The organism is uncultured Merdimonas sp., assembly GCF_963929015.1.
Taxonomy (GTDB): Bacteria; Bacillota; Clostridia; order Lachnospirales; family Lachnospiraceae; genus Merdimonas.
Window position 1 is genome coordinate 313978 of record NZ_CAWVHE010000003.1, and the last position, 12010, is coordinate 325987.

13 protein-coding genes are annotated in these 12010 nt (G+C 49.4%); 8 read left to right on the forward strand and 5 right to left on the reverse strand.

From position 1 onward, the window contains the following. Positions 1 to 8: 8 nt before the first annotated feature. The gene (locus ABGT54_RS02320; RefSeq protein WP_204932649.1) at positions 9 to 563 is read left to right on the forward strand and encodes a TetR/AcrR family transcriptional regulator; all 555 of its coding nucleotides are present in this window, start codon (positions 9 to 11) and stop codon (positions 561 to 563) included. On the opposite strand, the gene ABGT54_RS02325 is transcribed toward ABGT54_RS02320, so the two are convergent. The 3 genes from ABGT54_RS02325 to ABGT54_RS02335 form a co-directional block, all read right to left on the reverse strand. Further along, positions 528 to 1874 carry an MATE family efflux transporter gene (locus ABGT54_RS02325; protein ID WP_346662661.1) on the reverse strand — a complete coding sequence of 449 codons (1347 nt, stop codon included), beginning with the start codon at positions 1872 to 1874 and terminating at the stop codon, positions 528 to 530. The genes ABGT54_RS02320 and ABGT54_RS02325 overlap by 36 nt on opposite strands. 62 nt (positions 1875 to 1936) lie before the next feature. Beyond that, positions 1937 to 3376 (reverse strand): polysaccharide deacetylase family protein, encoded by a 1440-nt coding sequence (locus ABGT54_RS02330; RefSeq protein ID WP_346662662.1) that lies wholly within the window; start codon positions 3374 to 3376, stop codon positions 1937 to 1939. A gap of 172 nt (positions 3377 to 3548) precedes the next feature. After that, positions 3549 to 3914: a metal-dependent transcriptional regulator gene (locus ABGT54_RS02335; RefSeq protein WP_204909616.1), complete on the reverse strand. Its 366-nt coding sequence runs from the start codon at positions 3912 to 3914 to the stop codon at positions 3549 to 3551. Positions 3915 to 4114: 200 nt separating this feature from the next. Here ABGT54_RS02335 and ABGT54_RS02340 point away from each other — a divergent pair, with 200 nt between their 5' ends. Genes ABGT54_RS02340 through ABGT54_RS02350 form a run of 3 tightly spaced genes read left to right on the forward strand, consistent with a single transcriptional unit; the run spans position 4115 to position 6542 of the window. Beyond that, positions 4115 to 4327, forward strand: coding sequence for a FeoA family protein (locus tag ABGT54_RS02340; RefSeq protein WP_204909615.1), 213 nt, complete (start codon positions 4115 to 4117; stop codon positions 4325 to 4327). A 55-nt stretch (positions 4328 to 4382) separates the two neighbouring features. Beyond that, the gene (gene feoB, locus ABGT54_RS02345) at positions 4383 to 6386 is read left to right on the forward strand and encodes a ferrous iron transport protein B (protein ID WP_204909614.1); all 2004 of its coding nucleotides are present in this window, start codon (positions 4383 to 4385) and stop codon (positions 6384 to 6386) included. A gap of 18 nt (positions 6387 to 6404) precedes the next feature. After that, positions 6405 to 6542 (forward strand): FeoB-associated Cys-rich membrane protein, encoded by a 138-nt coding sequence (locus ABGT54_RS02350; protein WP_204909613.1) that lies wholly within the window; start codon positions 6405 to 6407, stop codon positions 6540 to 6542. Positions 6543 to 6711: 169 nt separating this feature from the next. Here ABGT54_RS02350 and ABGT54_RS02355 read toward each other — a convergent pair whose 3' ends face one another. Beyond that, positions 6712 to 7053, reverse strand: a complete 342-nt coding sequence (locus ABGT54_RS02355; protein WP_204933080.1) for a hypothetical protein — start codon at positions 7051 to 7053, stop codon at positions 6712 to 6714. 91 nt (positions 7054 to 7144) lie between these two features. Here ABGT54_RS02355 and ABGT54_RS02360 point away from each other — a divergent pair, with 91 nt between their 5' ends. After that, a complete protein-coding gene (locus ABGT54_RS02360; protein WP_346662663.1) occupies positions 7145 to 7588 on the forward strand; it encodes an A24 family peptidase in 444 nt (147 codons plus the stop codon). A gap of 12 nt (positions 7589 to 7600) precedes the next feature. Here ABGT54_RS02360 and ABGT54_RS02365 read toward each other — a convergent pair whose 3' ends face one another. Next, positions 7601 to 8233 (reverse strand): hypothetical protein, encoded by a 633-nt coding sequence (locus tag ABGT54_RS02365; RefSeq protein WP_346662664.1) that lies wholly within the window; start codon positions 8231 to 8233, stop codon positions 7601 to 7603. 144 nt (positions 8234 to 8377) lie between these two features. Between ABGT54_RS02365 and ABGT54_RS02370 the strand changes: the two genes are divergently transcribed. The 3 genes from ABGT54_RS02370 to ABGT54_RS02380 all read left to right on the forward strand — a co-directional run bounded on the left by ABGT54_RS02370 (position 8378) and on the right by ABGT54_RS02380 (position 12010). Then, positions 8378 to 9280 carry a DMT family transporter gene (locus ABGT54_RS02370; RefSeq protein ID WP_346662665.1) on the forward strand — a complete coding sequence of 301 codons (903 nt, stop codon included), beginning with the start codon at positions 8378 to 8380 and terminating at the stop codon, positions 9278 to 9280. 33 nt (positions 9281 to 9313) lie between these two features. Then, entirely contained in the window at positions 9314 to 9760 is a 447-nt protein-coding gene (gene dtd / locus ABGT54_RS02375; RefSeq protein WP_346662666.1) for a D-aminoacyl-tRNA deacylase, read from the forward strand. Between the two features lie 90 nt (positions 9761 to 9850). Next, complete coding sequence (locus ABGT54_RS02380; RefSeq protein ID WP_346662667.1) at positions 9851 to 12010, forward strand: ABC transporter ATP-binding protein; 2160 nt, start codon at positions 9851 to 9853, stop codon at positions 12008 to 12010.

A 12010-nucleotide genomic window follows, 5' to 3' on the forward strand; every position in this document is an offset into this window, starting at 1 on the left:
TATTATCCATGGATCTAAGACAGAAAAAGACGTTGGCGGCGATCCGGACCGCCTTTTTGGAACTGCTTGGAAAGAAGCCGCTGGAAAAGATCACAGTAAAAGAATTAGCTGAGAAAGCCCAGATCAGCAAGGCTACATTTTATCTGCATTATCAGGACATTTATGATCTGGCGGAGCGTTTGCAGGCGGAGGTGATCGGGGAGATTTATCAGAGTATCGCCCATCCGGATCTGGTGCTGACAGATCAGCCGGGATTTACCCGGGAATTATTTCTGGCGTTCCGTTCCCACAATGAATTGAGCCGGATCCTGTTTTCCGGCTCCCGGGCGGCTCTGATCCCGGATTATGTGGAGCGGGAGTTGAAAAAGCATATTTTCCGGAACCATCCGGAACTAAAAGAAGACATCCACTTCCAGGCGCTTCTTACCTATCAGGTCTATGGCGGATATTATACCTACCGCCTGCAGGGAGAGCGGGTCGGAGAGGAAGAGATTGCAGAAGAGATCGTGGAGATCGCCAGAATCCTGTCAGGAGCGGAGCGAACGCATCACACGCCGGTTTAAGATGGTGGTAATGACTACGGTGCAGACATCTGAGACGGCCTGCGCCGACTGGATGCCGAGAAGTCCGAAAAACTGCGGCAGGATCAGAAGAGCCGGGATGAAGAACAGACCCTGTCTGGACGCAGCAAGAATGGAGGCAGGAAGGGTTTTTCCCATGGTCTGCATCATCATGTTGTTCATTACGATCCATCCGCCCAGAGTGAAGGTAATGCACTGCAGTCTGAGAGCAGTGGTGCCGATGCGGATGACGTCCGGGTCATTACGGAAGAGGCCGATCAGATGACCGGACAGGAGCATGCCGGAAACGGACAGCAGGAAGAGTACAACGGTAGATACTTTGACGCAGAACCAGAAGGCTTCCCGGACTCTGTCGTATTTGCGGGCGCCGTAATTGAACCCGCAGACCGGCTGAAAGCCCTGGCCAAAGCCGATCAGGGCTGAGTTGGCAAACATCATGATCCGGCTTACCACAGACATGGCGGCAATCGCGGCGTCCCCGTATGGATTGGCTGCAATGTTAAGCGTCATGGTGGCAACGCTTCCCAGTCCCTGGCGGAACAAAGAAGGAAGTCCGCCGCCTGTGATCTCCAGAAGCCGATGCCTGGAGAGGCGGATGTTCCGCGGGTGGATGGGAATACATCCGGAGAAACGCACTCCTGCAAGGAGAAGGCAGAAGCTGACAAACTGACTGAGAATGGTGGCAAGTGCCGCGCCGGAGATCCCCATGTCAAAGACAAAGATAAATAAGGGGTCCAGGCCGATGTTTAAGACGGCTCCGGCGGTAATGCCGATCATGGAGTAGAAGGCATTTCCCTGGAAACGGATCTGATTATTGAGCACCAGCTGGGCGGTCATATAGGGCGCGCCCAGAAGGATAATGCCAAGGTAGTCTTTGGTGTAGGGAAGGATGGTTTCGGTGGAGCCAAGGAGATGAGACAAAGGCTCCAGAAACAGAAGGCCAAGCGCCATCAGGAGAAGCCCCAGGGCGAAGGCCAGGAAAAACCCGGTGGAAGCAAGCTCTTTTGCGGCCTGTGTGTCCTTAGAGCCAAGTTTTCTGGAAATGGAGTTGCCGGAACCGTGGCCGCAAAAAAAGCCCAGTGCCTGAATGACCGCCATGACGGGAAATACGACGCCAACGGCAGCGGTGGCACTGGTGCTGATGCGGCCCACGAAAAAGGTGTCCGCCATATTATAGAAGGATGTGATCATCATGCTGATGATGGTAGGCACCGCCAGACGGCCGATCAGACCGGGGATCGGGGTCTCCGTCATCATCTGATATTTTTCATCCTGCGTTTTTCTGTGTGACATGCAATCGCTTCCTAACTAATATGTACTATCCCTATTGTATCACAAAACGCATGTCTGTGTGACTAAAAATCGGTATAAGTTTCTCCGTTTAAAAGAGTCTTGCCTTTGGAGGCGGCAAGTTCAGATACGGTTACCAGCTGGTAGCCTTCCGCCTGAAGCTTGGGGATCAGCTGCAGCGCGGCATCGATGGTCTCTGAGTGGATGTCGTGCATCAGGATAATGTCGCCGTCTTTGACGTCCTTCATGACCGCATCAATGGTGCTCTGGGCGTTGCGGGTCTTCCAGTCCAGGGTGTCAATGTTCCACAGGATCATGGGCATGCCTGCATTGGAGGACAGGGTGCTGCTGATGGCTCCGTAGGGCGGGCGAAGGACAGTTGCGCCGTTTCCGGCGATTCCCCGGATCCCTTCATTGGTCTGGGAGATCTGGGACTGGATGCCGGCGGCGTCCAGCTTGGACAGATCCGGATGGTCATAGGAATGATTTCCCAGTTCGCAGCCGATTTCCTGCATTTTACGGATGGCATCCGGATAAGAAGAAACTTTCTGCCCCAGCATAAAAAAGGTGGCGTGGGCATTGTATTTCTCCAGCTGGGCCAGAAGCTCCATGGTCCTGGGGCCGGGCCCGTCGTCAAAGGTCAGAGCGATGGCCGGCTTGTTCGGATCGATCTGGCTTTTTGTTTTTGAGATCAGTTTTCCGTTTTCGTCAAAAGAACAGCGGGTCAGTCCCAGATAAATGTCGCCGGTAGCCATTTTTCCGTTGGCGTCAAAATAGTAGGTGGATCCGTCCAGATCCTGCCAGCCGGTAAGCGCGGCTCCGTTCTCGCCCAGGTAATAGCGGGCGTTGTCGCCATCTGCCCAGGTGCTGGTTTCCATGGCGCCTTCCTCGTTGAAATGGTAGGTGGCATTGTTGATGGTCTGCCAGCCCGTGACCATGGCCCCGTCCTGATTGAAATAATAGGTCTGGTTTTTAGAAACCACGAAATCATTGGTTACATAGGTGCCATCGTATTTCCGGAACCGGTTGTCCTCCCATTCGCCAATGGGGTTTTTGACTGTAAAGACGCCTTCCTTTACAGACAGATTCAGCCGCTTTTTAAAGTCTCTGCTCTGCAACTTGTCCTTAAGGCTATCGGAAAGTGTGATCTGGATCGGATATTCACCTTCAGTATTGGGGTCTGCCTGGCAGGAGACGGTATAATCCTTTCCGGACTTGAGTTCCTTTAGGAGATCTCCAGCAGTATAAAATCCTTTCCAGCGCAGCAGGGCGCGTTCATTTCCGGAAAGCTTTACGCTGGCGCTAAGGCTGGCAGGAAGAGTTTCTCCCTGAATGATATTTGCATTCTCTGCACGAAGTTCTATGGTGGCAGGTCTTGTCAGTGTATAGGCAAGGTAGAGAGCGCCTGCTGCCAGAAGGCAGAAGCAGGCGCTAAACAGAAAAAGGAGCCGTTGCCTTGCGCGCTTTCTGCGTCTTCGGATCCAACGTGATTTTTTTGAATTCATAAATACTCCCTCTCAAACAGTCATGTTTTTCATTCTATATCGAGGGTAGTATAACTTTTTTCGACATTTTTCGCAAAGGGCTATAAGGATATTTAAGAATTATTAACATTTCGTTTAAAACCCTTAAGAAATGCTTCACAAATAAAAAACGGAGACTGTAGTCTCCGCCAGTTTATCGGATATGCTTTTTAATGGCTTCAAAACTCTCCGGGCTGATCACATGTTCAATCTTGCAGGCGTCTTCAGAGGCGATCTCTTCCGGGACTCCAAGGCGCACCAGCCATTGCGATAATAAAAGATGCCGTTCGTAGATCATTTCCGCAATAGCTTTACCGGAATCTGTCAGATGGATAAAACCGCTGTCTTCCATGACGATATGATTCTGTTCCCGCAGATGCTTCATGGCAACACTGACGCTTGATTTTTTAAAGCCCAGTTCATTTGCGATATCGACAGAACGGACCACAGGCAGTTCTTTACTTAAGATCAGAATCGTTTCCAGATAATTTTCCGCGGATTCGCTAGTATAGGTTCTCATATGCGTTCCCTCCTGTCATCATGTGTCCAGTATAACATATATTTTTTTTGAATACAAAATAAAAAAATATTCTCAGGAAGGATTGACAAAACAGCCCGGTTAGTTTAAACTATCAAATGTTAGAAGAACCTACTAAAAATTTGTTATGTATAACCATCCGGGAAGACGGATGAAAAAGATAAGTGAGAGGATCTGGTTTTATGACATTAATGGATGCAAAAGAAGGGGAAGAGTATATTGTGAAAGAGATTGTCACAGAAGATGATGATCTGGAAGCATTTCTTTTTTCCCTGGGATGTTACAGCGGAGAGCCGATTACCGTGGTTTCCCGTGTCCGCGGCGGCTGCACGGTTTCCATCAAAGATGGGAGATATAATATAGATACTGATCTGGCGAAAGCCATATCAATATAATTTTTTTACAACTGGGTTAGTTATAGCTAATCAATATAAAGGAGGAGATCAGAACATGAGAATTGCTTTTGCAGGGAATCCCAACAGCGGGAAGACAACCATGTACAATGCTCTGACCGGCAGGAATGAAAAGGTCGGCAACTGGGCCGGCGTGACGGTGGAGCGGAAGGAAAGCCTGATTAAAAAGGCATATTATGCCGGGGAAGAGGAGCTGGTGGCAGTAGACCTGCCGGGCGCTTATTCCATGTCGCCGTTTACGTCTGAAGAAAGTATTACCAGCAGTTATGTGAAAAATGAACATCCGGACGCGATCATCAATATCGTGGATGCAACCAATTTGAGCCGGAGCCTGTTTTTTACCACGCAGCTTCTGGAACTGGGAGTGCCGGTGGTTGTTGCGTTGAACAAAAGTGATATTACCGATAAGAAGCAGACGAGGATTGATGAGAGACTTTTGTCAGAAAAGCTTGGCTGCCCGGTGGTAAAGACGATTTCTACATCTTCCGGCCACGATGGTCTGAAAGAGGCGGTTGCGGCCGCGGCTTCCCTGAAAGGAGCCGGACAGAGAGCGCCTTATGTGCAGGCCGATATTGATCTGACCGATAAAAATGCGGTAGAAGAGGCGGACAGAAAGCGGTTCGCTTTTGTTAATGAGATCGTAAAGCAGGTAGAACAAAGAAAAGTCTTCACAAAAGATAAAAATGCACAGGATAAAGTAGACGCTGTTATCACTCATAAGATTGTGGGGATCCCGATTTTTGCGGCAGTGATCTTCCTGGTGTTCTACATTTCCCAGACAACGCTGGGAACCTGGATCGCCGACTGGCTGGTGGCCTGGATCGAGACATTCCAGGGATGGGTCGGAGGAATGATGGAGAATGCCAATCCGTTACTGTATGCGATCCTGGTGGATGGTATCATCGGCGGCGTGGGAGCGGTCATCGGTTTCCTTCCGCTGGTTATGGTGATGTACTTCCTGATCGCTCTTCTGGAAGATTGTGGGTATATGGCAAGAGCTACGGTGGTGCTGGATCCGATCTTTAAGAGAGTGGGGCTTTCCGGAAAATCCGTGATCCCGATGGTCATTGGAACCGGATGCGCGATTCCCGGAGTCATGGCCTCCCGCACCATCCGCAATGAGAGAGAACGGCGTACCACGGCGATGCTGACGCCATTTATGCCCTGTGGAGCAAAGATCCCTGTGATCGCTTTATTTGCAGGCGCATTTTTCGCAGATGCCTGGTGGGTGTCCGCAACCATGTATCTGGTGGGAATCGTACTGATTCTTTTGGGGGCTTTGCTGGTAAAGAGAATTACCGGTCAGAAATACCGGAAATCTTTCTTCATCATTGAACTTCCGGAATATAAGATCCCAAGCCTGAAACGGGCATGTATTTCCATGCTGGAACGCGGCAAGGCATACATCATCAAGGCCGGAACAATTATTCTGGTGTGCAACACCGTTGTCCAGATCATGCAGACCTTTAACTGGCAGTTCCAGCTGGTGGCAGAAGGCGCAGAGGATACTTCCATTCTGGCAAGCATTGCCCACCCGATCTCCATTCTCTTTATCCCGCTTGGATTTGGCGTATGGCAGCTGGCGGCAGCGGCAGTGACCGGATTTATCGCAAAAGAAAATGTAGTCGGCACGCTGGCGGTAGTATACGGCGTCACCAATCTGATCGATACTGATGAACTGGCGCTGGTGGGAAGCGGAAATGCAGTGGCAGCAGTTCTGGGACTTACCAAAGTGGCTGCTCTTGCGTACCTGATGTTCAATCTTTATACGCCGCCATGCTTCGCGGCACTCGGAGCCATGAACTCTGAGATGAAGAGCAGAAAATGGCTGCTTGGAGGCATCTGCCTTCAGCTGGGAACCGGCTACACCGTTGCCTTCCTGGTATATCAGATCGGCACATTGATCACAACCGGATCTCTGGGAACCGGATTTGTTCCGGGACTTGTCGCAGTCATCGTCTTTGTTCTGATCGTGCTGTGGAGAATCCGCAAGTCCGACCGGGAGTTCGCGGAAACCTACAGCCTGCATGCGGCGGCATAGGAAAAAGGAGGAATTCATATGGTGGATTTCATAGCGTTGGCTGTATTGGCGGCCATGCTGGGAAGCGCGATTACTTATATCGTAAAAGCAAAAAAGAAAGGCGTGAAATGCATCGGATGCCCGGCGGGCGGGAAATGCTCCGGGTGTAAGAAATAGCAAATGGGGACGTAGTACTTTGCAAAAGGACTACGTCCCCATTTGCATTTTGCCCTGTCCCTTTTTGACAAGAAGGGTGTACCCAACTAAAAAAAGATCAAAAAAATCCGGGGTCATGGGTGGATGATCCCGGGTTTTTCTGATAATATGATATATATTTCTATATTTCTTAACTATATTTCTGAATATCTTCTTCTACGTTCTGTATCTGACCCTGAAGGTGTTCCCGTTCGGAATCAGAGAGATGATCTGCCAGTGCTTCCATGTCTTCGCGGATCCGGATGGGATTGTAGGGGACTTCCAATGCGAAATCGCTGTAAGCGCGTATTTTCTGAAAATACAGGTTGGTATCCGGTTCTTCGCCGGCTCTCCGGCACATCTGATACATCATGACGCAGTCGGATGCATCGGTGTCCGTACACATTTTGCAGATCCATTTTCCAAGATAATAGTAATTCCCGCTGACCTCATAAATGAAACCGGGCATGGTCAATAATTTTTCTACCAGCATGAAAACCCCTCCTTGTTTGTAATGCGGTTCTTTACAGTCTTTATCGTAACAAATTTTATACTGAAATGCAATGTATGCGGAAAGGCGGAGCATGAAAATATTTTTTAATGTTGTAATGATTGGGATTTTATTGAAAATTGCATGGGTAGATTTTCGTTCCTGCCGGATACGCGACCGGCTGCTGATTTTGCTGCTGGCGGCAGGACTCTGGAATCGTTTCGGGTATGGGGAGATGCAGGAAATCCTTTGGGAAAGTTTGGCCGGTATTTTGAGCGTCAGTGCGGGGATGCTCCTGATCTGTCTGTGGAAACCCGGCTGTTTTGGAGGCGGGGATATCAAACTGATGGCAGTATCCGGTTTTCTGCTTGGCTGGGAGAAGAATCTGGATGCCTTTTTTGCCGGCATGTTGTTTGCGGGGATTTTCTGTATCTGGATGCTGGCGGCAGGGAAGATTGATAGAAAATCGAAAATTGCACTGGGTCCGTTTTTGTGTGCAGGACTGATCTTGAAGATCCTGTGCGGTTGTTTCGGTTAATCGGTTCGTTGGTTAAGTTTGCTGGTCTGCAGATGTCGCGCGCCAGAGCAGATGGAAGCAAAATGCGCCTGTCACAGATGCCAGAATGTAGAGGAAGATCCCGGCGGCATCCCCGGTGTATTCCGCAATATCCCGGAATACCTTCTGATTCATGGGAAGATAGGGGCTGATATAAAACAGGTTGATATTTCCCAGAGAATGCAGGGCAACATTGAAACCGGTGGCGATCAGGCAGCAGGCAAGATAAAGCAAAGTCCCATGAAAATATCCGCAAAGAGAATATTCTGACATCTGACTAAAGCCTGCCGCAAGCCCCAGGATGATCAGAAGAATGTGCCAGGTAAAGGAGTGGACGGTTAGCGGAAAGTAGGAATAATGCATGCCGCTGGTGTCAAAAAAGGCAAAAATCCCGCCCAGAAGACCGTAATCCATAAGAAAAACCAGCATGATTTTCTGCAATTTTTCAGAATGTATCCATGGAAACATCAGACAGATGTACATGGGAATACTGCAAAGCTGGAAAGGGAAATGCCACCAGTTGTAGTGGCCCTGTCCAAGGAGGAAGGTCAGGCACCATTGTTTCCAGATTTCGCTGACAGCCATGACAAGACCGCAGGTAAAGAAGAATGTTTTGTATCGATACACAGACATCACCTGTTTTCACATTATTTCATACCATTGTATTTTAATTAAAGTGTCTTAAAATACAATTATTATACACCCGGAAGGGGAAATATGCTATAATACATCCTGGCTTAAGAGAAGACATAAGAATAGAAAGAGATGTTTATGAAGACAAAAAATGTATGTATGCTGATATTGACCGCATTTATCTGGGGAACGGCGTTTGTGGCCCAGAGCGTAGGAATGGATTATCTCGGCCCTTTTACTTTCAACGGAATCCGGAGCCTGATCGGCGGCGTGGCCTTGCTGCCATGCATCTGTTTTCTTGGGAAATGGAAAAGAACGGCTGAAAATAGCGCAAAAGAGGAGAATGCGGCGGGGGCCGGAGGCAGGGATCTTCTGACAGGAGGGATTGCCTGCGGGATCCTGCTGTTTGGAGCCAGCAGCCTGCAGCAGGTGGGAATTCAATACACAACTGCAGGAAAAGCAGGATTTATCACCGCGTGTTATATTGTGATCGTGCCGGTTTTGGGAATATTCTTGAAAAAGAAGATTGGATGGAAGGTGTGGGCTGCAGTTGTGTTGGCAGTTGTCGGACTCTATTTCCTTTGTATTACAGAAAGCTTACGCATCGGGAAAGGAGACTTTCTTGTATTTCTCTGTGCGCTGGTTTTTTCTCTGCATATTCTGGTGATTGATTATTTTGCGCCAAGAGCAGATGGCGTGAAAATGTCCTGCATTCAGTTTTTCGTGTGCGGGATCCTTTCCCTGCCGGTTATGTTTTTTACAGAGACACCTGCGATCGAAGGAATGATCGCAGGCTGGTTTCCACTTTTTTATGCAGGAGTATTATCCTGCGGCGTGGCGTACACGCTACAGATCGTTGGGCAAAAGGATATGAATCCGGCTGTCGCCGCCCTGATCTTAAGTCTGGAATCCTGCTTCTCCGTACTTGCAGGCTGGGCGCTTTTGGGGGAACAGATGTCTACAAGAGAAACCATTGGCTGCGTGCTGATGTTTGCGGCAATCATTCTGGCTCAGCTGCCCGAAAAAAGTAAAAATATATAATCAAAAATAACAAAATAAAAGGAGAACTTCACAATGAGATTTGTAATTCAGAGAGTATCAGAAAGCGAAGTAAAAGTCGAAGGAGAAACCCTGGGAAAGATCGGGAAAGGATTTATGGTGCTGATCGGCGTGAGCAATTCAGACACAAAAGAAATCGCAGACCGGATGATCAAAAAAATGCTAGGACTGCGGATCTTTGAAGACGAGCAGGGAAAAACCAATCTTTCTCTTGATACAGTGGGAGGAAGTCTTCTTCTGATCTCCCAGTTCACATTATATGCCAACTGCAAAAAAGGAAACCGGCCAAGTTTCATTGAAGCAGGCGCGCCGGATATGGCAGAAGAAATGTACGAATATATTATTGCAAAATGCAAAGAGCAGGTTCCTACGGTAGAGCGTGGCAGGTTCGGCGCAGATATGAAAGTCAGCCTGGTAAACGACGGGCCTTTCACGATAATTTTGGATTCAGAGACTTTATAACTTTATAGAAGGAAATGGGGGACGGGGGATTTCCAGAAATCCCCCGTCCCCCATTTCCTAAAACTGAATGCAGAAAGGGACTAGATAGATATGAAAAAATTATTTGAGTTTTTGAAGCCATATACCGGGCAGGTGCTGCTGGTGATCTGTGTGCTGATCATCCAGGCCTATTGCGATCTGTCTCTGCCGTCCTATACGTCTGATATTGTAAATGTAGGGATCCAGCAGAGCGGGATTGACGAGCAGGTGCCGGAAGCAGTGGCAGAGGAGGATCTGGGAGTGCTCCTTACGCTGGCGAAAGAGGAAGACCGGGCAGAGATAGCAGATGCCTATCAGAAAACTGATGAGTCATATGACTATGACGGAACAGTTATGGCTCTTAAAGAAGAGATAAAAGAAAATGAAGACGAGATGGAAAAGCTGGTGGAGAAGCTGGAACTTCCCATGGTCATGGCCATGATGCTGGAGGAAACGAATGCCGGCGGGGCCGTTTCGGGAAATGTGGGGGATACCGTTGAATCCGGTGGGGCCGCACGGGAGAAGGTGATGGAAAGCCTCCCGGAGACCATGACGGAGCAGGCGGCCGCAGCCTACATTCGGTCCGCATACGAGAAGATCGGTATGGATCTTGACAAGATCAGTTCCAGCTACATCCTGGTTACCGGCGGGAAAATGCTGGCGCTTGCAGGGGCAGGCATGGCGGCCAGCATCCTGGTGGGCCTGATCGCTTCTCTTGTGGGCGCCGGGCTTGGCCGGAACTTAAGAAAGGATGTGTTCCGCAAAGTAGTCGGCTTCTCCAATGGAGAGTTTGATCAATTTTCGACTGCGTCTTTGATCACACGCAGCACCAATGACATCCAGCAGATCCAGCTTCTGACGGTGATGATCCTGCGAATGGTGCTCTATGCGCCGATCCTGGCGGCGGGCGGCGTCTGGAACGTCTTCCACACGAATGTGGACATGTCCTGGATCATTGCCCTTGCAGTGGCGCTGATCTTCCTTCTGGTAGCGGTGCTGTTTGCTGTGGTCATGCCCAGATTCCGGATCCTGCAGAATCTGGTAGACCGTCTGAATCTGGTAAGCCGGGAGATTCTGACCGGCCTTCCGGTGATCCGCGCCTTTGGAACAGAAATGCACGAAGAAGAAAGATTTGATCAGGCAAACCGGGAACTGACAAGAACCAATCTTTTTGTCAACCGGGCGATGACATTTATGATGCCGGCCATGATGCTAATCATGAACGGAATCTCGGTTCTGATCGTGTGGGTGGGCGGCCACAGCATTGACGCTGGAACGATGCAGGTGGGAGACATGATGGCATTTATCCAGTATACCATGCAGATCATCATGGCATTTCTTATGATCTGCATGATTTCTGTGATGCTGCCGCGAGCGGCCGTGTCGGCGGAGCGTGTCAGCAGCGTGCTGGAAAGCCATACCATGATCTGTGATTCTAACATGCCGGAAGAACTGCCGGAATGCGGCAGGGGCGAACTCTCTTTTGACCACGTTTCCTTCCGGTATCCGGGAGCCGAAGAAGAGGTTCTAAAAGACATTACATTTACTGCAAAACCGGGACAAACCACGGCCATCATCGGAAGCACGGGAAGCGGAAAATCCACACTGGTAAATCTGATCCCCAGATTTTATGACGTGACAGAAGGAAGCATCCGGATCGATGGCCGGGATATCCGTAAGATCCGGCAGCACGATTTGCGGGAAAAACTTGGGTTTGTGCCGCAAAAGGGGATTCTCTTCTCTGGTGATATTGCTTCCAATATCCTGTTTGGCCGTCCGGATGGTACGGAAGAGGAAATGAAGGAAGCGGCCCGGATCGCCCAGGCTGCGGAATTTATTGAGGTCAAAAATCATAAGTATCAAAGTCCCATTGCTCAGGGAGGAACCAATGTGTCCGGCGGACAAAAGCAGAGGCTTTCCATTGCAAGAGCCATCGCAAAACATCCGGATATCTACATTTTTGACGACAGTTTTTCTGCGCTGGATTATAAAACTGATACTGCGCTTCGCAAGGCGCTGAAGGAAAAGACGGCAGACAGTACAGTGATTATTGTGGCCCAGAGGATCAGTACGATCCTGCATGCGGAGCAGATCCTGGTGCTGGATGACGGAAGGATTGTGGGGAAAGGAACCCACGGGGAATTGCTGGAAAATTGTCCGGAGTATTATCAGATTGCTTCTTCGCAGTTATCACAGGAAGAACTTTCGGGCAGCAGGAAGGAGGCGGTCTAA

What these genes read in the sequence shown, in the direction of transcription:
- dtd (WP_346662666.1), top strand. Translation starts at nt 9,314, where the DNA reads ATGAGATTTGTAATTCAGAGAGTATCAGAAAGCGAAGTAAAAGTCGAA.
- ABGT54_RS02380 (WP_346662667.1), top strand. Translation starts at nt 9,851, where the DNA reads ATGAAAAAATTATTTGAGTTTTTGAAGCCATATACCGGGCAGGTGCTG.
- ABGT54_RS02360 (WP_346662663.1), top strand. Translation starts at nt 7,145, where the DNA reads ATGAAAATATTTTTTAATGTTGTAATGATTGGGATTTTATTGAAAATT.
- ABGT54_RS02325 (WP_346662661.1), bottom strand. Translation starts at nt 1,874, where the DNA reads ATGTCACACAGAAAAACGCAGGATGAAAAATATCAGATGATGACGGAG.
- ABGT54_RS02335 (WP_204909616.1), bottom strand. Translation starts at nt 3,914, where the DNA reads ATGAGAACCTATACTAGCGAATCCGCGGAAAATTATCTGGAAACGATT.
- ABGT54_RS02370 (WP_346662665.1), top strand. Translation starts at nt 8,378, where the DNA reads ATGAAGACAAAAAATGTATGTATGCTGATATTGACCGCATTTATCTGG.
- ABGT54_RS02330 (WP_346662662.1), bottom strand. Translation starts at nt 3,376, where the DNA reads ATGAATTCAAAAAAATCACGTTGGATCCGAAGACGCAGAAAGCGCGCA.
- ABGT54_RS02340 (WP_204909615.1), top strand. Translation starts at nt 4,115, where the DNA reads ATGACATTAATGGATGCAAAAGAAGGGGAAGAGTATATTGTGAAAGAG.
- ABGT54_RS02320 (WP_204932649.1), top strand. Translation starts at nt 9, where the DNA reads ATGGATCTAAGACAGAAAAAGACGTTGGCGGCGATCCGGACCGCCTTT.
- ABGT54_RS02350 (WP_204909613.1), top strand. Translation starts at nt 6,405, where the DNA reads ATGGTGGATTTCATAGCGTTGGCTGTATTGGCGGCCATGCTGGGAAGC.
- feoB (WP_204909614.1), top strand. Translation starts at nt 4,383, where the DNA reads ATGAGAATTGCTTTTGCAGGGAATCCCAACAGCGGGAAGACAACCATG.
- ABGT54_RS02355 (WP_204933080.1), bottom strand. Translation starts at nt 7,053, where the DNA reads ATGCTGGTAGAAAAATTATTGACCATGCCCGGTTTCATTTATGAGGTC.